Genomic DNA, 20,225 nt, shown 5'->3' on the forward strand with positions numbered 1-20,225 from the left:
TCACCCAAAGACAGCCGTGACAAGATCGAGGAGCCCGCGTTTGATATCCTCATCATCGGTCAGAGGTTCGATCATGGCGGCAAGGATGGCGCGGTCTGTGGACATGCCCTGTGCGATCAGTGTCGCGGCATAAACCACCAGACGAGTCGAGACGCCTTCCTCAAGATCCTGACCCTTGAGCCCACGCAGCTTGCCGGCCAACCGGATCAGCGGCTTGCAGCGTTCCAGCGGCAGTCCACTTTCCCGGGCGACCACTTCGGCCTCCATCTGCGGCGATGGAAAGTCGAACTCCAGCGAGATGAACCGCTGCCGGGTCGAGGGTTTCAGGGTTTTCAGAATGTTCTGGTAGCCGGGGTTATAAGACGCCACCAGCATAAAGCCGGGCGTAGCCTCAAGTTCCTCGCCAGTGCGGTCGATCGGCAGGATACGCCGGTCGTCGGTCAACGGATGCAACACAACGGTGACGTCCTTGCGTGCTTCGACCACTTCGTCAAGGTAACAGATCGCACCCTCGCGCACCGCGCGAGTCAACGGACCATCGACCCAAACGGTTTCGCCGCCTTTCAGCAGATAACGTCCGATCAGGTCGGCAGCAGCAAGGTCATCGTGGCAGGCCACGGTGTAAAGCGGGCGGCCAAGACTGGCGGCCATATGGGCCACAAACCGGGTCTTGCCGCAGCCTGTCGGCCCTTTCAGCAGGACCGGCAGGTTGTTGGTATAAGCGGCGGCGAACACATCGCATTCGTCGCCCTGGGGCAGGTAGAAGGGGGCGTCAGCCGCCCCCCTTCCCAGTTTCACGGAACCATCCATACCCATCACTCCGCAGGGGTTTCTGCAGCGCCGGGTTCAATGATCTCTTTCCGGGGCACCCAGATAGAGTAGATGAACAACAGCGCGCCAAGGACCACCACGACACCTGAACCAAGACGCATCCAGTAGAAGATCGCAACCTGATCCTGCACATCCATAAAGTAGTCTCCGACCACCCGCTGCATGTGCGTTTGCACGGTTCCGGCAAAGGTCAGCACGAAGGTCATAAAAACCATACCGCTGGTCATCAGCCAGAAGCTTGCCATGTTCAGAACCTGATTATACGGATCGCGGTTCTTGAGGATCGGCATGGCATAGCTGAAGATCGCCAGATTGAGGCAGACATAGGCTCCGTAGAAGGCCAGGTGACCGTGGGCTGCGGTGATCTGCGTGCCGTGGGTATAGTAGTTCACCCCATGCAGCGTGTGCAGGAAGCCCCAGACGCCAGCGCCAAAGAAGGCCAGCGTGGCACAGCCAAGCGACCACAGCAGCGCGGCTTTGTTAGGATGGTCCCGGCGGCCCTTCCAGACCATGACGAAGGCAAAGGCCATCATCGCAAAGAACGGGATCACTTCGAGGCTTGAGAAGATCGAACCAATCCACTGCCAATACGCAGGCGTACCGATCCAATAGTAGTGGTGGCCGGTTCCCAGAATGCCCGAGAACAGCGCGGCCGCGACAATGACATAGAGCCATTTCTCGACGATCTCGCGGTCCACACCGGTCAGCTTGAGCATCAGATAGGCCAGGATCGAGGCCATGATCAGTTCCCACACACCTTCGACCCACAGGTGGACAACATACCACCAGTATTGCTTATCAAGGCTCAGGTTGCCCGGGTTGTAGAAGGCGAACAGGAACAGCAGCGCCAGACCCCACAGACCCAACAACAAAATGTTGGTGATGGCGGTTTTCTTGCCCTTCAGAACGGTCATCGACACGTTGTACAGAAAGATCAGCGCGGCCACGACGATACCCGCCTTAACCCACTTGGGCTGTTCAAGGAACTCGCGCCCCTCTTTGCCCAGCAGCCAGTTGCCTTCGAACAAGTTGAAGGTATAGGTGACCACCACGCCCAACGTGCCAACCACAAGGATCAGCAGCTGCAGATAGGCCAGCTTGGTCGAGTGAATCTCGCGCTCGGCTTCTTCCGGGATCAGGAAGTAGGCCGCACCGAAGAAGCCAAGAATCAGCCACACGATCAGAGAGTTTGTGTGCAGCATCCGCACGATGTTGAACGGCAAAAGCTCGCTCAGGAAGTTGGGTGATACATAGATCAAACCGGCCAGCAGGCCGCCGATCACCTGTATCGCGAACAGGCCCATTGCCACGGCAAAGTAGGCGTAGGCGATTTTTTGGGATTCGTATTTCATTGCTCCGTTCCCTTCTCAGCCTGCCTCGTTGGGCGGCCAGTCCTGAGCGTCGATATTGTCCGTCCAGATCAAAAAGTTGGTCAGGTCGCGGATTTCTTCGTCGCTGAGGTTGAAATTGGGCATCTGCCGACGACCGGGAATGCCGGTTGGTTGTGCCTCCATCCAGCCCTTGAGGGATTCAAAGGCTGATTCCGGGTCGTCCAGTACGCCCCAACGTGTCATCACGTTTCCGACCTCGGGGGCAAAATAGGCCCCTTCCCCAAGAATTGTGTGGCAGTTGATACAGGCGTGTTTTTCCCAGACATGTTTGCCCCGAACCACGCTGTCATCCAGTTTTGCCGCGTTCTCGGACGTGACGATGTACCAGTGGGAATGGGCCGACAGGGCCAAAAATATAAGGATAAAGAACAGGGACCCGCCATAGAATATGTTGCGGGCCATGCTCTTGGTCATGACGTCTCGCATTGCGCTCTCCTTTGCGCCGCTTTGCTAGTAGACACACCATGGAGATCGGGTCGCCAAGGCGCCTTAACGAAAGTCAAGACATCCGGGGTTCGGGGAAAATCATCCTGCCCGAGGGGCGCGTGGACCGGTCAGAGCCGGCCACATGGCGATCAGATACAGCGCAAAGGCGCAGACCCACAAACCATCAGACAGCAACATTGCGCCCAGATAACCGGTATCCAGTTCTGTTCCGATCCAGCGCGACACGGCGGCAAAGGCCATCAAACCATAAGCCACCACCATCGGCCCCGGCGCGATCAGGTCACGCCCGCTATGGCCCAGCGCGGCGCGGCTCATGACAGCCAAAGTCATCCCCCCGACGCAGCCGATGCCCAGAACGTGCAAGGCGGCGATCTCGCTGCCTATTCCCAGCACCCCAAGCCCCCACAGGATCAACCCAAGCGCCAGCATGCCCAGCGCCACATGCAGCGCCAGCAGGATCGGCTGCCGTACTGCCCACCGCGTGCGCCAGCGCGCCATGCGCAGGGTCTGTACTACGCCAAGTCCCAATGCCAGGGTCCCGGGCACCAAACTTATCCCCAACGCCAGGACGCTAAGCGGCAGGATCAGCACCAATACCATCCCGGCCTTGTCCAACCCCACCGCTGAGACCGGCCATTTATCTTCGGGCTCACCGGCTCGTTTCATCGCGTTGCGAGTGAAGGCTGGCGTAATGCGCCCGCCCAATATGGCGATCATGGCGCAGAGGGCCAGCAACCCGGCGCGCAGCCCGGTTTGCAGCGTATCCGCCGTGACCCCCATCCATTCCAGATGGGTCAGCAGGTCCGCAACCCAAATAAAGCTGAGCAACAGCAGGAAGATCATGTTCTGAGGTTTCGGGCGGCGGACCAGCTGGCTTGCGATCTTGGCCGCCAAGACAGGCACAAAACTCAGGTCGACGACAGCGACCAGAACAGGCGGCAGAAAACCTGAGAACCACATCGCCATCCGACCCGCCAGCCACAGCCCGGCAGCCAGAGTGACAAAACGCGCGCGGGCTTCGGGCGCGCCGGTCCAGTTCGGCACCGCAGTCAGAAAAAACCCGCCCAGCGCAGCGGTGGCATAGCCAAAAATCATCTCATGCGCGTGCCACATTGGCGGCGTCATGCCGTAATCAGGTGCCATGTAAGGAACCACCAGCCACAGCCCCCAGACCAGCCCGACAAACAGGCCGTACAGCCCGGCGGACAGAAAGAAAACACGAAACCCCTCACCTAGAATACGGGTGATGAACGTCGGCATGGCTGCTCTCCTGGTTCGTTTTCCCAGCCCTAGCAGTCTGTCCTCGCGCGCGACTTAACCAAAATCAAAAGCATCGGGAAAACATGAGCCAAAGAGGCGAATTTTATGTGCGGTGTTTTTGACGTTCTTTCCCAATTTCCAGCCAACTTGCGCCGCCAGCGTTGACTTTCGTCAAGGAGCTGACCTGCCCGATGTCCCACCATTGGCGGTGCCTCACCAGCAAATGGAGAGTGATCATGTCACTTGGAATCAGCTACAACAAAACTGGCCGCGCCTTCGGGGTCGGTTTGGCGATGCTGCTGGGCAGCGTCGCTGCACCAGCCTTTGCCGAAGAGCCAACCTTGAGCGATGAAGCATTTGAATCGTCCAAACAGCTCTATTTTGAACAATGCGCAGGCTGCCACGGCGTGCTGCGTAAAGGCGCCACCGGCAAAAACCTTGAACCCCATTGGAAGAAAACCGCGGCCGACGGCACTGTGACCGAAGGCGGCACTCTGAAACTGGGTCAGGAACGCCTTGAAAAGATCATCGCCTGGGGAACCGAAGGCGGGATGAACAATTTCTCGGACATCATGACCGAGCAGCAAATCAAGGATATGTCCACATACATCATGATGGAGGCCCCCAAGCCGCCTGAAATGTCGCTGGATCAGATGCGGGCCACACGTAAGGTCTATGTCGAAGAAGCCGACTATCCGACCGAGCCGCTGCACGGTCGCAACTGGGAAAATTTCTTCGTTGTTATCGAACGTGACGTCGGTAAGGTCGCGATCATCGACGGGGACACCAAAGAGGTGCTGACCCATATCCCAACCGGATATGCCGTGCACGTGATCAAGGCGTCGGAACACCACAAAATCACCGAGCCTGAAACACCCGGCCGGTTCTGGTACACGATGGGCCGCGACGGCAAGATGACCAAGATCGATCTCTGGCAGACACCGGACAAGATGTTGGTATCCGAGGTTAAAGTTGCCTATGACGCCCGGGACGTTGCCGTCTCAGGTGATGGCAAATACATCATCGGTGGGGGCTATTGGCCACCGCACTTTGTGATCTCGGACGCTGTGACGATGGAGCCGCTTAAGGTCGTGTCGACCCGCGGTGTGAACACCGAAGGCGACTATGTGGAAGAGGCTCGCGTGGCCGCGATCTACACAACTCCGAACGAGCCGACATGGCTGGTTGCTGTCAAAGAGCTGGGCCAGATGTGGCAGGTCGATTATTCCGATCTGGACAACTTGCGGATCGACAAGATCGACACCGCGCGCTTCCTGCATGACGGGTTCTTTGATCCAACAGGCCGGTACTTCCAGATCGCTGCAAACGCATCGAACCAGATGGTCGTCGTCGACAGCAAAGAGCGCAAGCTTGAAGCGATCATCGACACTGCCGCCCTGCCGCATCCCGGCCCGGGCGCAAACTGGAACGATCCGAACTGTGGCCCGGTTGCCGGTACGACTCACCTGGGTGTGGGCACTGTGACCGTCTGGGGGAATGACCCCGAGAACCGTCCCGACGATGCCTGGAAAACCTGCTACGAAGTTGAAACCGACGGCCCCGGTCTGTTCATCCGCACACATCCCAATTCGAAATACGTGTGGGCGGACCAGACCAAACACCCCGAGCCTGAAATCCAACAATCGGTGCAGGTCATCGATAAGGAAACCGGTGAGATTGTGAAAACGATCCAGCTTACCGAACAGGAAGGCCACGCCGCCGTTCACTTTGAGTTCAACGCGGACGGAACCGAGGTCTGGGTGTCCAACTGGAACCTGGCCGACTCGAAGGAGCCGAACGGTGAGATCGTGATCTACGACGCTGAGACTCTGGAAGAAAAGGCCCGGATCAAAGGCCTGTTCGCACCGACCGGCAAGTTCAACGTCTACAACCGGTCAAACCACGTCACCTGACGGGTTTGCAATCAGCACCGGAAAGGGCGGGCCCCTCGCCCGCCCTTTCCTCGTTTGACCGATCAGCCAAACATGCCCGCCCGGCAGACCGGGCCAGTCAATACAGCCAAAACGGAGCCCGGATATGACCTCGGAACCGGAAAAGAAAAAACCAATCTGGCGCCGGTATTTCCTGTGGGGAATGCCCGTGGCCGGTATCGCCGTGGCCTTTGCCGCCGGCATCATCTTCTGGGGCGGGTTCAACACCGCCATGGAAGCCACCAACACCAAGGATTTCTGCATCTCGTGCCATGAGATGCGCGATTTCGTTTACGAGGAATACACCGGCACGATCCACGACGTGAACCGGTCTGGCGTGGGCGCGGTCTGTTCCGACTGTCACGTTCCCAAGGACTGGACCCACAAAATGATCCGCAAGATCAAGGCGTCCAAAGAGCTGTATGGAAAGATGGTCGGCACCATCAACACCCGCGAAAAGTTCGAAGCCAAGCGTGTGCATTTGGCGATGAACGAATGGGAGCGAATGAAGTCCACCGATTCACGCGAATGTCGGAATTGCCACGATTTTGAATCGATGATGCCAGAGTTCCAGAAACCCCGTGCCCGACAGCAGCACTTGAATGCTATGGAAGTCGGCCAGACCTGTATCGACTGCCATAAGGGGATTGCGCATTCGGACGCTCGTGACCGCGCCGATGAGGAATATCTGGAAAAGCTCGAAGCGCCGAACCCCGATTTCATCCGCGCAATCCCGCAGGAATACCTGACCAGCCTTGCCCGGATCGAAGCCAAAGAAGCGGCCGAAGCCGAGGCTGACAAGGCCGCAAAAGCCGCCCAGCAAGAGGCGGTTCAGGCCCAAATCGCAGCCGCGGTTGATGCAGCCGTGGCCGAAGAACGCGCCAAGGCAAGTGGCGACGCGGCGGCGCCCCCCGCAGGCGGTGGTAGTGATGTCGGTGGTGACATTGATTGGAACGCTGTGGCGAGTGCGGATCTGAAACTGTTCTACCCCGGCCAGGCTTCGTTTGAGTGGGTGCAGAACGGCAAGTTCCACGGTGGTGCCCGTCCGCTGACCAAAGGGGGCGATCAATGTTCGACCTGTCACGCCAAGGAACTGGACACCATTGGCAACAAGATCGTGGCGGGCGGTGATCTGGAACCGACCCCGATCCCCGGCAAGCGCGGGGTGATCGACGCGACCGTGCAGGCGGCCCATGACGACGAAAACCTGTATGTCCGTCTGCAATGGCCGGATGCAGGCCACAACCCTGCACCCTTTGTCGATGGTGGCAAGATGGATCCGGAAAACCAGATCAAGGTTGCGATGATGATCACCGGCTCTGGTATCGAGATGGGCGATCAGGTGGGCTGCTGGGCTTCGTGCCACGCGGACAACACCTATATGCCCTTCGCGCCCGAAGCGGATGTGATTGCTGCCACTGGGGATGTCGCTGGCCGTATGACCGCACAGGACACGGTGACCAAATACATCAGCGAAAGCCGCACCGAGGTCGAAACCAAAGGGCGTCGTGGCAAAGCCTTGGGCGGTTGGGACAAGCTGCAGGCCGCCGAACAGATCGAGCAATACCTGGCCGATGGCACGTTCCTCGACTTGATGCGCGTTTATTCCGATGGCAGCGCCAGCAATGGCTATCTGCTGGAACAGCGCGTGGTCAATGACGGTGAGATCGCCGCCTCGGCCAACCTGTCCGGTGGGATGTGGACCGTGGTTTTTGCCCGTCCTCTGAACTCTGGCGCGCCAGGGGATGTGCCGCTTGAACCCGGCCAGACCTATACGGTTGGTTTTGCCATCCACGACGACTTTGCAGCTGCCCGGTTCCACCATGTGACGCTGGATACAAGCCTCGCTTTGGATGACGACAGCGCGTTTATTAACGTGGTGAAACAGTGACCTGAGGGGCCGGTCAATCCGGCCCCATTCCCTTTGTTGGAAAGGAAACATCGACCTTGAAACCGCTGTACGTTTTACCTGCGCTCCTGCTTCTGGCCGCGCCTGCATGGGCCGATGAAACCGCCGACACCTGCGCCGAGGCTGAAGATCGGTATGTTGAGATGTTCGGCCAGCCATCTGCGGCCATTGAGGACGCCGAAGTGGTGCTAATGTACAAATACACCTTTTGCCCGGCTGAGCTGACGGTCAAGGCAGGCACCACCGTGCGCTGGGTCAACGTGGACAAACGCACCAGCCATTCGGTGCTGCTGAAAGATGGCAGCGTCCCCGAAAGCGACCGGCTGTTTCCGGAAGAAACGGTTGATATGACCTTCCTTACGCCCGGACCGCAGGGCTATCTGTGCGGCCCCCATTGGGAAACCCAAAACATGATCGGCATGATCATCGTCGAACCCTGAGCCGAGGCAGAAAGACAGGCAAGGCTGAGGAGCGCAGGCGCTAAACCCGCGCTCCTTAACTTTAGTCAAGGAAGCAGCACGGATATTCCGTCAACCTGCCCCCATGACACGCCCGGCTTCCCCAGCAACGTCCCGCCACTGCGCCGGTTTCGCACAGGAAACCCGGGTTCCGAAGACATTCAGAACAAGCGAGTTTGCACATGAGCGGTAAGGTTTTTCTGATTGGCGCTGGCCCGGGCGATCCCGAATTGATGACCCTGCGCGCCCTGCGCATGCTGCAAGAGGCGGATGTCGTGGTCTATGACCGTCTGGTATCGGACGAGATCCTGGCCATGCATGCCGAAAATGCACGGCTGATCGCCGTGGGCAAAGCCCCTAAATGTCACACCGTTCCACAGGATCGTATCAACGACATTCTGCTGGAAGAAGCCCGCGCCGGACACATCGTGGCCCGTCTTAAAGGTGGCGACCCGATGATCTTTGGCCGCGGCTCGGAAGAGGCCGCCTATCTGATGGCCCGTGGTGTCACGGTAGAATACGCGCCGGGCATCACCGCTGCACAAGGTGCGTCATGTTCCACCGGTGTGCCTCTAACCCATCGCGGACTGGCGACTTCGGTTCAATATGTCACCGGGCACCGGCAGGCGGACAAGGTTCTGGATCTAGATTGGAAACGTCTGGCGGATCCGGATTCGACTCTGGTGGTCTATATGGGCGTTGCCAATATCGGCCAGATCGCCATGGGTCTGATGACCGAAAACCTGCCCGGATCAACCCCTGTTCTGGCGGTAGGCAAAGCCACAACTCCGAATGAACGCCGCCTTGTTTCGCGGCTGGATCGGCTGGCGACTGATGTGCGTGCAGCCAAACTGCAAGCGCCGACGCTGTTTATCATTGGCGAAGTTGTTTCCTTGTATGCCGAAAAGCCCGTGGCCGAGTTGCTGGAACAGGCACATGGCTAGGCTTGCTCAACAAGAACGCACGCCGCTGTCTGTCCGGACGACAGAGGGTTCGGGTTGGGCGGCGCGTGCTGTTCTGACCACAACTGTACTGGTCGCCACCTCGGCCCTGGCTGCCGATGTTATCGACCCCAATGCCCTCAAGCGGCTTGTGCATCAGGACTGTGGATCGTGCCACGGACTATCCCTGAAAGGCGGTCTTGGCCCGGATCTGCGATCCGACACATTGCAACATTACAATCCTGAGATCCTGACAGGTGTCATTCTCGACGGCATCCCCGATACGGCGATGCCTCCCTGGCGCCCGCTGATCAGCGAAGAAGAGGCTGAATGGATCGCCCGCTACCTTCTGCAACCGGAGGCACAATGAAACAGCTTATCCTTGGCCTTGCAGCCACCCTCATGATGACAATGGCCCCCATTGAATCAAAGGCCGAACCAACCGCGACCGGAGATCTGGGGCTTGTGATTGAACGCGCCAGTGGCTCGGTCCTGCTGGTTGACCAATCAGAGCGTGCCGCGCTGGCACGGATCGAGGGGTTGGGCGATCTGTCCCACGCCTCGCTGGTTTACTCGCCCGATCAGCGTTTTGCCTATGTGTTCGGTCGCGATGGCGGTCTGACCAAGGTTGATATCGTCACCCGCCAGATCGTGAACCGCGTTGTGCAGGCGGGCAACGCTATCGGCGGCGCGATCTCGGATGATGGTCAACTGGTGGCCGTATCAAACTATGAGCCGGGCGGCGTCCGCGTCTTTGACGCCGACACGCTGGAGATGGTCGCGGACATCCCTACCGGCAGCAAGACCATCGGTCTGGTCGATGCGCCGGGTCGCCGGTTCGTGTTCACCATGTGGGACACGGGTGAGACCTGGATTGCTGATTTCACCGATAACACGCCGCAGATCACCAAGATCCGCGACATGGGCAAAAACCCTTATGACGCGCTGATCACGGCCAATGGCCGCACCTATATCACCGGCCTGTTCGGCGAGGACGGACTGACCGCGCTGGATCTGTGGTCCCATACGCCCGAACCTATCCGCGTGTTGCCCGACTATGGCCGGGGCCAGCAGGAGATGCCGGTCTACAAGATGCCCCATCTGGAAGGCTGGGCGCTGACCGGGCGCGAGTTTGTCTTGCCCGCCGTCGGTCACCCCCAGGTTCTTTGGATCGACGCGGATACCTTGTCTGAGACCGGGCGCACACAGACCCATGGCCAGCCGGTCTTTGCGATGGCTCGCCCGGACGGTCGGCAGGTCTGGGTGAACTTCGCCCACCCCCTGAACGACACGATCCAGGTCATCGACAGTGTCAGCAAAGAGATCATCCACGAGTTCAAACCCGGCCCCGCCGTGCTGCATATGGAATTTACGCCGCGCGGGCATGAGGTTTGGATCAGCGTGCGCGATGCGGGCAAGGTCATGATCTACGACACGCAGACCTTCGAAAAACTGCGCGAGATCGAGGCAGACAGCCCCTCGGGCATATTCTTTACCGCCCGCGCGCACAGAACGGGGCTGTAAGGCGATGGACCATATCACCGACCCAACCGACCGCCGCCTGCTGGATGAGTTTCAGCGTGACTTCCCCATAACGCGGCGCCCTTTTCAAGTGTTGGCCGATGCGCTTGGGCTGGACGAGGCCGGGGTGCTGGGTCGGCTTGCCCGGATGCGCAAGACCGGGCGGATCACGCGGGTCGGGGCAACCATTGCGCCCGGCGCGGTATCCGCCAGTACCTTGGCCGCAGTTGCCGCACCGGATGAGCGGCTGGAGGAGATCGCCGCGCTGATCGATGCAGAACCGGGTGTGAACCACAACTATCAACGCGAGGACTCCTGGAACCTCTGGTTCGTGGCCACCGGCCCCGACCGCGCGCATGTAAACGACACATTGGCTCGCATTGCGCATCGCACCGGGCTGCAAGTTCTGGATTTGCGTTTGGTGCGACCCTTCAATGTTGACCTGGGTTTCCGGATGTCGGGTGCGGCGCGCCATGTTCCAGGCCCGCGCAAGGTGGATTGCACCGCCATGCAACCAGGCGACCGCGTTTTGTTGCAGGCGCTCAGCACTGGCCTGCCTCTGGTCGCTGATCCTTATGCCGCACTGGCCCGAACGCTGGACCGCGACGAAGATCAGGTCATGGTGCGGATTGAAGCGCTGCACGCCGCAGGTATCATCTCGCGTCTTGGCGTCATCGTGCGCCATAGGGCGCTTGGCTGGTCTGCCAATGCGATGGTTGTCTGGGATATGCCCGCCGCGCAGGTCGACACCGCCGGGCCCGCCCTTGCGGCCCTTCCCGGCGTGACGCTGTGTTACGAGCGGAACCCGGTCGAAAGCGTCTGGCCCTACCGTCTGTACTCCATGATCCACGCCCGATCGCGCGGCGAAGCCCTAGAGGTTCTGTCAGGCGCGGTCGCTCTGCCGGAACTGCGTGGCGCACAGCACAAAGTTCTGTTCTCGACCCGCTGTTTCAAACAGACGGGCGCGCTGATCCAACCCAAAGAGGCCGCCGCATGATGCTGGATACAACTGACCGCGCAATCCTGAACAGGATGCAGGACGACCTGCCCCTGACCACTCATCCCTTTGCCGACATCGCCGATGATCTTGGCATTCCCGAAGCCGAATTGCTCAGCCGTCTCGCGCGTCTGAAAAACGATCGCGTGATCACTCGGTTCGGCCCATTTTTCGACGCAGCGGCCATGGGCGGTGCGTTCTGCCTGTGTGCAATGGCTGTACCTGCAGATAAATTCGAAACCGTCCTGACCAAAGTCAATGCACACCCGGAGGTGGCGCATAATTATGAACGCACGCACCGGCTGAACATGTGGTTCGTAATGGCGACAGAAACGCCTCAGGGGATCGCAATCACCGCTGATGCAATCGAGCGGGAAACCGGGATCGAGGTCCTGCAGTTTCCCAAACTTCAGGAATTTTTCATTGGCTTCCGGGTGGCGGCATGATCGACGCGCAAGACAGACAGATCATCGAGGTTCTGCAAGGCGGGTTGCCTCTTGTACCAGCCCCTTACGCGCAGGTGGCCGAGACGTTGGGTATGAATGAAGATGCCCTTTTGGTCCGCCTGGCCAAGATGAAATCGCGCGGTGTGATCCGCCGCATCGCCGCTGCACCCAACCACTACAAATTGGGCATGACTTCGAACGGGATGACCGTTTGGGATGTGGATGACGACCAAGTCGCAGAACTGGGCGCGCAGATCGGCGCATTGCCCTTTGTCACCCATTGTTATGAACGCCCCCGCGCCCTGCCCGACTGGCCTTTTAACCTGTTTGCTATGGTCCACGGTTCTGACCGCGCCGAGGTCGAAGAAAAACGCGCCGAGATCAGTGCCATTCTGGGCGAGGCCAGCCGGGCCAAAGACATCCTGTACTCAACCCGCATCCTGAAAAAGACCGGACTGCGCCTGAAAGCAAAGGGCTGAGACCATGTTCCGCCTGACCGAATACATGCATCAGCTGGTCACTCCGACCCCGGTGCGCAAACGCCGCCCAGGACCTGTGAAACCGGTAGTGATCTGGAACCTGACGCGGCGATGCAACCTGAAGTGCCGCCATTGCTACACCGTCTCGGCGGATGTGGCCTTCCCGGGTGAGCTCAGTCACGAGCAAGCCATGGTAACCCTTGAGAATCTGGGCCAGTTTCGCGTCCCGGCCCTGATCCTCTCGGGTGGGGAGCCGCTGGATCGGTTCGATTTCCTCGACATCGCCAAACGTGCGCGCGATCTGGTGCCGATGCTGGCCCTGTCGACCAATGGCACGCGGATTTATGACGAAACCGCTGACATGATCGCAGATGTTGGGTTTAACTACGTGGGCATCTCGCTGGACGGGATCGGCGCGACAAACGACTGGTTCCGCGGAGTCGAAGGCGCCTTTGCCGACGCTCTGCGCGGTGTGCGCGAATGCAAGAAGCGCGGCATCAAAGTTGGCCTGCGCTTTTGCCTGACCGAAGGCACCCAGCACCACCTGCCCGACCTGTTGCAACTGTGTGATGACGAAGGTGTCGACAAATTCTACCTGTCGCATCTGGTCTATGCCGGGCGCGGTGACAAGAACCGGGGCGAGGATGCTGAACATCTGCGTACCCGCAACGGGCTGGACCTGCTACTGGAGCGCGCGTGGGAGGCCGCCTCGGGCGGGCGTCCGCTGGATATCGTCACCGGCAACAACGACGCCGATGCCGGGTATTTCCTGAACTGGGTGTATGCGAATTTTGGCGCGGAAAAAGCCGCCCATGTGCGCCAACATCTTGCCAGGTGGGGCGGCAATTCCAGCGGGCTGGGCGTGGCCAATATAGACAATCTGGGCCGGGTGCATCCGGACACCTACTGGTCCGACTACACGGTCGGGAATGTGAAGACCAAACCGTTCTCCGAGCTTTGGACCGGTGATGACCCGATGCTGGCGATGCTGCGCACCCGTCCTCGCCCGTTGAAAGGGCGTTGCGGGGCCTGTCAGCTGAAGGACGTGTGCGGCGGCAATACCCGGATTCGGGCGCTGCAGGTAACCGGGGATCCTTGGGCCGAAGATCCGGCCTGCTATCTAACCAATCAAGAAATCGGCGTGAATGGCGCAGGCGAGCGCCTGCAGGTCACACCGTTCCGGGGGAAACGTCATGATCCGGCACATCAGTTCTTATAACACTCTGAAAATCGGCGCGCTTTGCTCTCTGTTGCTGACCGGAACCGCATGGGCGGATGCCCCATCGGACTATGCAAATCACTGCGCCTCGTGCCATGGCGAGACCCGTCTGGGCGGCGTTGGCCCAGCGCTGATCCCCGAAACGTTGAAACGCATGCGCGGCCCCCGCGTGGCGTTGGTAATTGCCGAAGGGCGCACGGCCACGCAGATGCCCGCCTTCTCGCACGAGCTCGACGCGTTGCAGATCGAGGAACTGGCGGGCTGGCTGAAATCGCCGCTCGAAACAAACCCCGAATGGGGTGAGACCGAGATCATGGCCAGTCGCACTCTGGATGAGGATTACAACCCGGTCGACGCGCCCGTTTGGGGCAGCGATCCGATGAACATCACACTGGTCGTTGAAACCGGGGATCACCATGTCAGCGTTCTAGATGGCAACACATTCGAGGTTCTGGACCGGTTCGAGACACCTTTTGCCGTTCATGGCGGGCCAAAGTTCAGCCCGGACGGACGCTTTGTATTCATCATGTCGCGCGATGGCTGGGTGCAGAAATATGACATCTGGGCGCTGCAACAGGTCGGCCGCATCCGCGCAGGCGTTAACAGCCGCAACATCGCCATGTCGGGCGACGGAAAATGGGTGGCCGTGGCGAACTACCTGCCTAACAGTCTGACCCTGCTGTCGACAGGTGATCTATCGGTGGCCAAGGTCATTGATGTCAAAGGCAAAAAGGGCAACCCCAGCCGTGTTTCAGCCGTCTACCAGGCCCCGCCGCGCGAAAGTTTTGTGTTGGCCCTGAAAGACGTCCCCGAGATTTGGGAGGTCTTTTACGGCGACAACCCACCTCAATCCGGGTTGGGGCATGATTTCCGCATCGAAGGGCAGTTCAAGAACCCTGATCCCTTTCCGGTGCGCAAGATCACCACGCCCGACTATCTGGACGATTTCTTTTTCGACCAGAGTTATGAATATGTGATGGGCGCGTCCCGAGACGGAAATGGCGGTCAGGTGATCGATTTGGTGATCGGTCAGAAAGTGGCTGATCTGGACTTGCCGGGCATGCCGCATCTGGGATCGGGCATCACATGGCGGCATGGGGATACCACCGTCATGGCCACGCCGCATCTGACCGATGGCACTGTATCGGTAATCGACATGGCAACTTGGGAAACCGTGAAACGGATCAAGACCGAAGGACCCGGTTTCTTTATGCGCAGCCATGAAAACTCGCCCTATGTCTGGGCCGATGTGTTCTTTGGGCCCAACAAGGACGCGATGCACGTGATCGACAAGCAAAGCCTTGAGATCGTCAAAACGCTGCGCCCTGCACCGGGCAAAACCGTGGCCCATGTGGAATTCACCAAAGACGGTCGCCACGCACTGGTTTCGATCTGGGAAGATGACGGTGCGGTGATTGTTTATGACGCGCAAACGCTGGAAGAGGTCCGCCGCCTGCCAATGCGCAAACCGTCTGGAAAATACAATGTCTGGAACAAGATCACCTTCTCAGAAGGCACCAGCCACTGAGGACAAATGGCCGGTGTGGAAACTAGCCATTCTTTTGTATCCCGCCACAATGCTGGCGGTTGCGATCAACCTGTTTCTGGTGGGTCTGCTTGCACATGGCTTGGGGTTTGCGGTGATCGCGCCCGTCACCGCAATCCTGTGGTCAGTTCCTCTGGGCATTCCTGCCGTATGGCCGGTGGCGCGTTGGGTGCGCGGATTGATGGATGAGGCCGACAGCTGACACCCTTTTTCGGCGTACCTGACCTAAGTCAAGTATCGAAACCGGCGAATCCCATAGGACTCAGGAAAGCTTGCCGAGTTGGATTCTCCATGCCTGCCGCTAACCCTCTGCACACCGTCCCTGTCTGCGCCATGCGCGCTGTGTGTGCTTGTGCGGGCATTTTCCTGTTGCTTTTGCAACTGCTTGGCCCGGCGCTGGCGAGTCCCGGGCAAAGCATGTGGATTGAGATCTGCTCGGAGGCAGGGGCGGTTTGGGTTGAGGTCGACTTGGAAGAGCCAACCGACGATCCGACCGCGCCCTGTCCGAAATGTGCCGACTGTGCGCTGTGTGCTATCACAGCCACCGCGTCCTTGCCCGACCAGCCCGTTTTGACACAGACAGGTTTTGCCGAGTTCCTGCAAAGCCGGATTTGTGAGCGGGTCACATCATACAGGTCCGAACGGTTATGGCCCGAAACACGTGGCCCCCCGTTCGCGGCCCACGAAAAAACCGAACGCGCCCTGCACGCGTCCATGGCACCCACCCAAATACCCGGAGGTGTGTCGTGGTCGTAAGTCGCGCAACCCATTTCCTGCTGGCCTTTGTTCTGTCCTGCCTGATGGCGATTAGCGCCCATGCCGACAGCCTCGCCAGCTTCCTGCCCGAGATCGAACCCACTGACCTGGCCCCCGGTGCTGATGCTTTTGGCCCTGTGCGTGAGGACGTGCGCGTTGCCCCAGTTCTGAAAGGCGGCGAGACGGTGGCCTGGGCCTTTCTGACCTCTGACTTTGTGGGCACCACCGGCTATTCCGGCAAGCCCATCCATGTGGTTGCAGCCATCGACAGCGATGCGGTGCTGACCGGGGTACAACTGGTCAAACATTCGGAACCCATCGTTCTGATCGGCATCCCCAATTCGCGCATGGTTGAGCTGACCGAAGGCTATGCCGGACTGGACCTGAAGCTCGAAGCCGAAACCGGGGGTGAGGGGCATGACCTCGACATCATTTCCGGCGCGACGGTGACCATCATGGTGATTGACGACAGCCTTGTGCGCGGCGGCATAAAAGTGGCCCGCGCGCTGGGTCTGGGGGGCCTGTCGCCGTTGCAGGCCGACGGGCCCAAACGCGAAATCGATATGGCGCAGGATGCAACCTATGACTGGACTACCCTGTCCGGGGACGGGTCGATCCGGCGTCTGACACTGGATGTCGGACAGGTTAATACAGCTTTTGCGGCCACCGGCGACCAGCGCGCCATCAAACGCCCCGAACCCGGCGCGCCTGACGACACGTTCATCGACATGCATCTGGCGTTGGTCTCGGTCCCGTCGATCGGGAAATCCCTGCTGGGAGAGGCCGAATACCAAAACCTGACCGAATGGCTGGACGACGGTGAACAAGCCATTCTGGTGCTGGGTCGCGGGGCTTACAGCTTTAAGGGCTCGGGCTATGTGCGTGGTGGAATTTTCGACCGCATTCAGCTGATCCAGGGCGACAATTCAGTGCGCTTCTTCGACAAGCAGCAAGAACGCCTGGGCAGGGTTGCAGCCGCCGACGCGCCCAGTTTCACCGAGCTGGATATCTTCAAAATCCCCGCCGAGGCTGAGTTCGATCCCGCCGAACCGTTCCGCCTGCAACTGCTGGTGCAGCGCGCCGTCGGCGCGGTTGAGAAAACTTTTTTGACCTTCGATCTGGGCTACAAACTGCCCGAACGCTACTTGCTGCCAGTCGCGGCCCCTGCCATCGTCGATGATGCCACCAGCGAGGCTGCGGCCAAAGCCGCCCTGTGGCAACGTATCTGGAAGGATCGCACCGTCGAAATTGGCGTCCTTGGCATCATGCTGCTGGTGCTGACCGCGACGTTCTTCTTTCAGTTCCACGCCACGATGAACGCGCGGGTCTTCTATTGGTTCCGCATCGGATACCTGACCATGACGCTGTTCTTCATCGGCTGGTACGCCAATGCGCAGCTGAGCGTGGTGAACCTGATGGCGCTGGCGGGCAGTCTGCGCAGCGGGTTCTCTTGGGATGCCTTCCTGCTAGATCCGCTAGTCTTTATCCAATGGTTCGCTGTCGCCGCCGCGCTGCTGTTCTGGGGACGTGGGGCCTATTGCGGCTGGCTGTGCCCGTTTGGGGCCTTGCAAGAGCTGACCAACAAAATTGCACGCGCATTCAAAGTGCCGCAATGGACCCTGCCCTGGGGGCTGAACGAACGTCTCTGGCCCGCGAAGTACATGATCTTTCTGGGCCTCTTCGGTCTCAGCTTTGTGTCGATCCCACTGGCTGAAAAATACGCCGAGATCGAGCCGTTCAAGACCGCGATTATCCTGAAATTCATGCGCGACTGGCCCTTTGTGGTCTTTGCGCTGACCCTGCTGGGGATCGGGCTGTTTGTCGAGCGGTTCTATTGCCGCTATCTCTGTCCGCTGGGCGGCGCATTGGCGATCCCTGCCCGCGTCCGAATGTTCGACTGGCTGCGCCGCTACAAGGATTGCGGCACGCCTTGCCAGACCTGCGCCAATGAATGCCCCGTTCAGGCGATCCACCCCACCGGTGAGATCAACCCGAATGAGTGCGTCACCTGCCTGCATTGTCAGGTGCTCTACCAGTCCGAGGACAAATGTCCCGTCGTTATCCGCCAGTTGAAACGGCGGGCCAAGACAGGGTCGGTCGACCTCAAGACCCCACTCGGACAACCACCGGCGAACCATCCAAACGCCAAACCGCAATCCGTTTCCTAAAAAGGAGGAACGATCATGTCGGAACATGACAACAAACTGAACATCACCCGCCGCGGGATGCTGGGGGCGACCGCCACCGGTGCCGTGCTGGCCGGAACCGGTCTGGGGTCAACCCTGATGACCGCGAAACAGGCCAGCGCTGCGGCCAATGCCAATCTGGAACCCGGTGAGCTGGACGAATACTACGGCTTCTGGTCCTCGGGCCAGACCGGCGAATTGCGCATTCTCGGCTTTCCGTCCATGCGCGAACTGATGCGGGTGCCGGTGTTCAACCGCTGCTCAGCCACCGGCTGGGGCCAGACCAATGAATCGCTGAAAATCATGACCGACGGCCTGCTGCCGGAAACCAAAGAGTTTCTTGCCAAGCGTGGCATGAAAACCTATGACAACGGCGATCTGCACCACCCGCACATGTCGTTCACCGACGGCACTTATGATGGGCGTTACTTGTTCATGAACGACAAGGCCAACACCCGCGTCGCCCGCGTGCGCTGCGATGTGATGAAATGCGACAAGATCACCGAGATCCCCAACGCCAAGGCGATCCACGGCCTGCGCCCGCAGAAATTCCCGCGCACCGGCTATGTCTTTGCGAATGGCGAGGATGAAACTCCGCTGGTCAATGATGGCACCGTGCTGGACGATCCGTCGCAATACGTGAACATCTTCACCGCGCTGGACGGCGACACCATGGAGGTCGCATGGCAGGTGATCGTGTCGGGCAACCTCGACAACACCGACTGCGACTATCAAGGCAAATATGCCTATTCGACCTCGTACAACTCGGAAATGGGTATGAACCTGGCCGAGATGACCGAGAACGAGCTGGACCATGTCGTTGTCTTCAACCTCGCAGAAATCGAAGCAGGTATCGAAGCCGGTGATTACCAAGAGCTGAAAGGCGTCAAGGTTCTCGACGGACGCAAAGGGCAGAACAAGAAGTACACCCGCTATATCCCGATCCCGAATTCTCCGCACGGCATCAACACCGCGCCTGACGGCAAGCATGTCTGTATCAACGGCAAGCTGTCGCCGACCGTGTCGATCATGGACGTCACCAAGCTGGACGCGCTGTTCGACGGCGACGCTGATCCGCGATCCTGCATCGTGGGTGAGCCGCAGCTGGGTCTTGGCCCGCTTCACACCGCTTATGACGGTCAGGGCAACGCGTTCACCACGCTGTTCCTGGACAGCCAGATCGTGAAGTGGAACATCGACAAGGCGATTGAGGCTTACGGCGGTGCCGATGTGGACCCGATCATCTCGAAGGTCGATGTGCACTACCAGCCGGGTCACAATTCGACCACTATGGGTGAAACCAAAGAGGCCGACGGCAAGTGGCTGATTTCGATGAACAAGTTCTCGAAAGACCGGTTCCTAAATACGGGCCCACTGAAACCGGAAAACGAACAGCTGATCGACATCTCGTCCAACGAGATGAAGGTGGTCCACGACGGCCCGACCTTTGCCGAGCCGCATGACTCGATCATGGTGCGCAGCGACATCGTCAATCCTGTCAACGTCTGGGATCGCAACGATGTTACCTGGGAAGACGCCCGCAAACAGGCCGAGGCTGATGGCATCGATCTGGAAGACGGTGCCGAGGAACCCATCCGGGACGGCAATAAGGTGCGGGTCTATATGACCTCGCAGGCCCCGACTTTCAGCCTTGAGAAGTTCACCGTCAAACAGGGTGACGAGGTGACGGTTTACATTACAAACCTGGATGACGTGGACGACGTGACCCACGGCTTCTGCCTGGGCAACTACGGCATCGCGATGGAAGTGGCCCCGATGGCGACCGCCTCGGTCACTTTCACCGCCGACCGTCCGGGCGTGCACTGGTTCTATTGCCAGTGGTTCTGCCACGCGCTGCACATGGAAATGCGCGGCCGGATGCTGGTCGAGCCGCAGGGAGCGTAAGC

19 protein-coding genes are annotated in these 20,225 nt (G+C 59.4%); 15 read left to right on the forward strand and 4 right to left on the reverse strand.

Annotation, left to right across the window (positions count from 1 at the left end):
- The 4 genes from RUM8411_RS12685 to RUM8411_RS12700 all read right to left on the reverse strand — a co-directional run bounded on the left by RUM8411_RS12685 (position 1) and on the right by RUM8411_RS12700 (position 3,929).
- Positions 1-816 carry a CbbQ/NirQ/NorQ/GpvN family protein gene (locus RUM8411_RS12685; RefSeq protein WP_085823091.1) on the reverse strand — a complete coding sequence of 272 codons (816 nt, stop codon included), beginning with the start codon at positions 814-816 and terminating at the stop codon, positions 1-3.
- Positions 816-2,183 carry a cbb3-type cytochrome c oxidase subunit I gene (locus tag RUM8411_RS12690; RefSeq protein ID WP_085823092.1) on the reverse strand — a complete coding sequence of 456 codons (1,368 nt, stop codon included), beginning with the start codon at positions 2,181-2,183 and terminating at the stop codon, positions 816-818. The genes RUM8411_RS12685 and RUM8411_RS12690 overlap by 1 nt, the downstream gene beginning before the upstream one ends.
- A gap of 15 nt (positions 2,184-2,198) precedes the next feature.
- On the reverse strand, positions 2,199-2,648 hold the full coding sequence (locus RUM8411_RS12695; RefSeq protein WP_085823093.1) for a c-type cytochrome: 450 nt from the start codon (positions 2,646-2,648) through the stop codon (positions 2,199-2,201).
- A gap of 99 nt (positions 2,649-2,747) precedes the next feature.
- The gene (locus tag RUM8411_RS12700; protein WP_085823094.1) at positions 2,748-3,929 is read right to left on the reverse strand and encodes an NnrS family protein; all 1,182 of its coding nucleotides are present in this window, start codon (positions 3,927-3,929) and stop codon (positions 2,748-2,750) included.
- Between the two features lie 236 nt (positions 3,930-4,165).
- Here RUM8411_RS12700 and RUM8411_RS12705 point away from each other — a divergent pair, with 236 nt between their 5' ends.
- The 15 genes from RUM8411_RS12705 to nosZ all read left to right on the forward strand — a co-directional run bounded on the left by RUM8411_RS12705 (position 4,166) and on the right by nosZ (position 20,223).
- Positions 4,166-5,842, forward strand: coding sequence for a cytochrome D1 domain-containing protein (locus RUM8411_RS12705; RefSeq protein ID WP_085823095.1), 1,677 nt, complete (start codon positions 4,166-4,168; stop codon positions 5,840-5,842).
- A 124-nt stretch (positions 5,843-5,966) separates the two neighbouring features.
- Positions 5,967-7,751 carry a NapC/NirT family cytochrome c gene (locus tag RUM8411_RS12710; RefSeq protein WP_085823096.1) on the forward strand — a complete coding sequence of 595 codons (1,785 nt, stop codon included), beginning with the start codon at positions 5,967-5,969 and terminating at the stop codon, positions 7,749-7,751.
- Between the two features lie 56 nt (positions 7,752-7,807).
- Complete coding sequence (locus RUM8411_RS12715; protein WP_085823097.1) at positions 7,808-8,209, forward strand: cupredoxin domain-containing protein; 402 nt, start codon at positions 7,808-7,810, stop codon at positions 8,207-8,209.
- A gap of 200 nt (positions 8,210-8,409) precedes the next feature.
- Positions 8,410-9,171: a uroporphyrinogen-III C-methyltransferase gene (cobA, locus tag RUM8411_RS12720; protein ID WP_085823098.1), complete on the forward strand. Its 762-nt coding sequence runs from the start codon at positions 8,410-8,412 to the stop codon at positions 9,169-9,171.
- Positions 9,164-9,538 (forward strand): c-type cytochrome, encoded by a 375-nt coding sequence (locus RUM8411_RS12725; protein WP_085823099.1) that lies wholly within the window; start codon positions 9,164-9,166, stop codon positions 9,536-9,538. Before cobA ends, RUM8411_RS12725 begins: the two co-directional genes overlap by 8 nt.
- Complete coding sequence (locus RUM8411_RS12730) at positions 9,535-10,692, forward strand: cytochrome D1 domain-containing protein (RefSeq protein ID WP_085823100.1); 1,158 nt, start codon at positions 9,535-9,537, stop codon at positions 10,690-10,692. The genes RUM8411_RS12725 and RUM8411_RS12730 overlap by 4 nt, the downstream gene beginning before the upstream one ends.
- A 4-nt stretch (positions 10,693-10,696) precedes the next feature.
- On the forward strand, positions 10,697-11,686 hold the full coding sequence (gene ahbB, locus RUM8411_RS12735) for a siroheme decarboxylase subunit beta (RefSeq protein ID WP_085823101.1): 990 nt from the start codon (positions 10,697-10,699) through the stop codon (positions 11,684-11,686).
- Positions 11,683-12,132: an Lrp/AsnC family transcriptional regulator gene (locus RUM8411_RS12740; protein WP_085823102.1), complete on the forward strand. Its 450-nt coding sequence runs from the start codon at positions 11,683-11,685 to the stop codon at positions 12,130-12,132. The genes ahbB (RUM8411_RS12735) and RUM8411_RS12740 overlap by 4 nt, the downstream gene beginning before the upstream one ends.
- Positions 12,129-12,611, forward strand: a complete 483-nt coding sequence (ahbB, locus tag RUM8411_RS12745) for a siroheme decarboxylase subunit beta (protein WP_085823103.1) — start codon at positions 12,129-12,131, stop codon at positions 12,609-12,611. Before RUM8411_RS12740 ends, ahbB (RUM8411_RS12745) begins: the two co-directional genes overlap by 4 nt.
- A 4-nt stretch (positions 12,612-12,615) precedes the next feature.
- Complete coding sequence (gene nirJ / locus RUM8411_RS12750; RefSeq protein ID WP_085823104.1) at positions 12,616-13,830, forward strand: heme d1 biosynthesis radical SAM protein NirJ; 1,215 nt, start codon at positions 12,616-12,618, stop codon at positions 13,828-13,830.
- Positions 13,805-15,358 carry a nitrite reductase gene (locus RUM8411_RS12755; RefSeq protein ID WP_085823105.1) on the forward strand — a complete coding sequence of 518 codons (1,554 nt, stop codon included), beginning with the start codon at positions 13,805-13,807 and terminating at the stop codon, positions 15,356-15,358. Before nirJ ends, RUM8411_RS12755 begins: the two co-directional genes overlap by 26 nt.
- Before the next feature lie 13 nt (positions 15,359-15,371).
- Positions 15,372-15,578, forward strand: coding sequence for a hypothetical protein (locus RUM8411_RS12760; RefSeq protein WP_306372847.1), 207 nt, complete (start codon positions 15,372-15,374; stop codon positions 15,576-15,578).
- An 89-nt stretch (positions 15,579-15,667) separates the two neighbouring features.
- Entirely contained in the window at positions 15,668-16,132 is a 465-nt protein-coding gene (locus RUM8411_RS12765; protein ID WP_234995218.1) for a DUF2946 family protein, read from the forward strand.
- A 44-nt stretch (positions 16,133-16,176) separates the two neighbouring features.
- Positions 16,177-18,300 (forward strand): NosR/NirI family protein, encoded by a 2,124-nt coding sequence (locus RUM8411_RS12770; protein ID WP_234995233.1) that lies wholly within the window; start codon positions 16,177-16,179, stop codon positions 18,298-18,300.
- Between the two features lie 15 nt (positions 18,301-18,315).
- Positions 18,316-20,223 (forward strand): TAT-dependent nitrous-oxide reductase, encoded by a 1,908-nt coding sequence (gene nosZ, locus RUM8411_RS12775; RefSeq protein ID WP_085823108.1) that lies wholly within the window; start codon positions 18,316-18,318, stop codon positions 20,221-20,223.
- Positions 20,224-20,225 lie beyond the last annotated feature (2 nt).

It is taken from the genome of Ruegeria meonggei (assembly GCF_900172215.1).
GTDB classification, from domain to species: domain Bacteria; phylum Pseudomonadota; class Alphaproteobacteria; order Rhodobacterales; family Rhodobacteraceae; genus Ruegeria; species Ruegeria meonggei.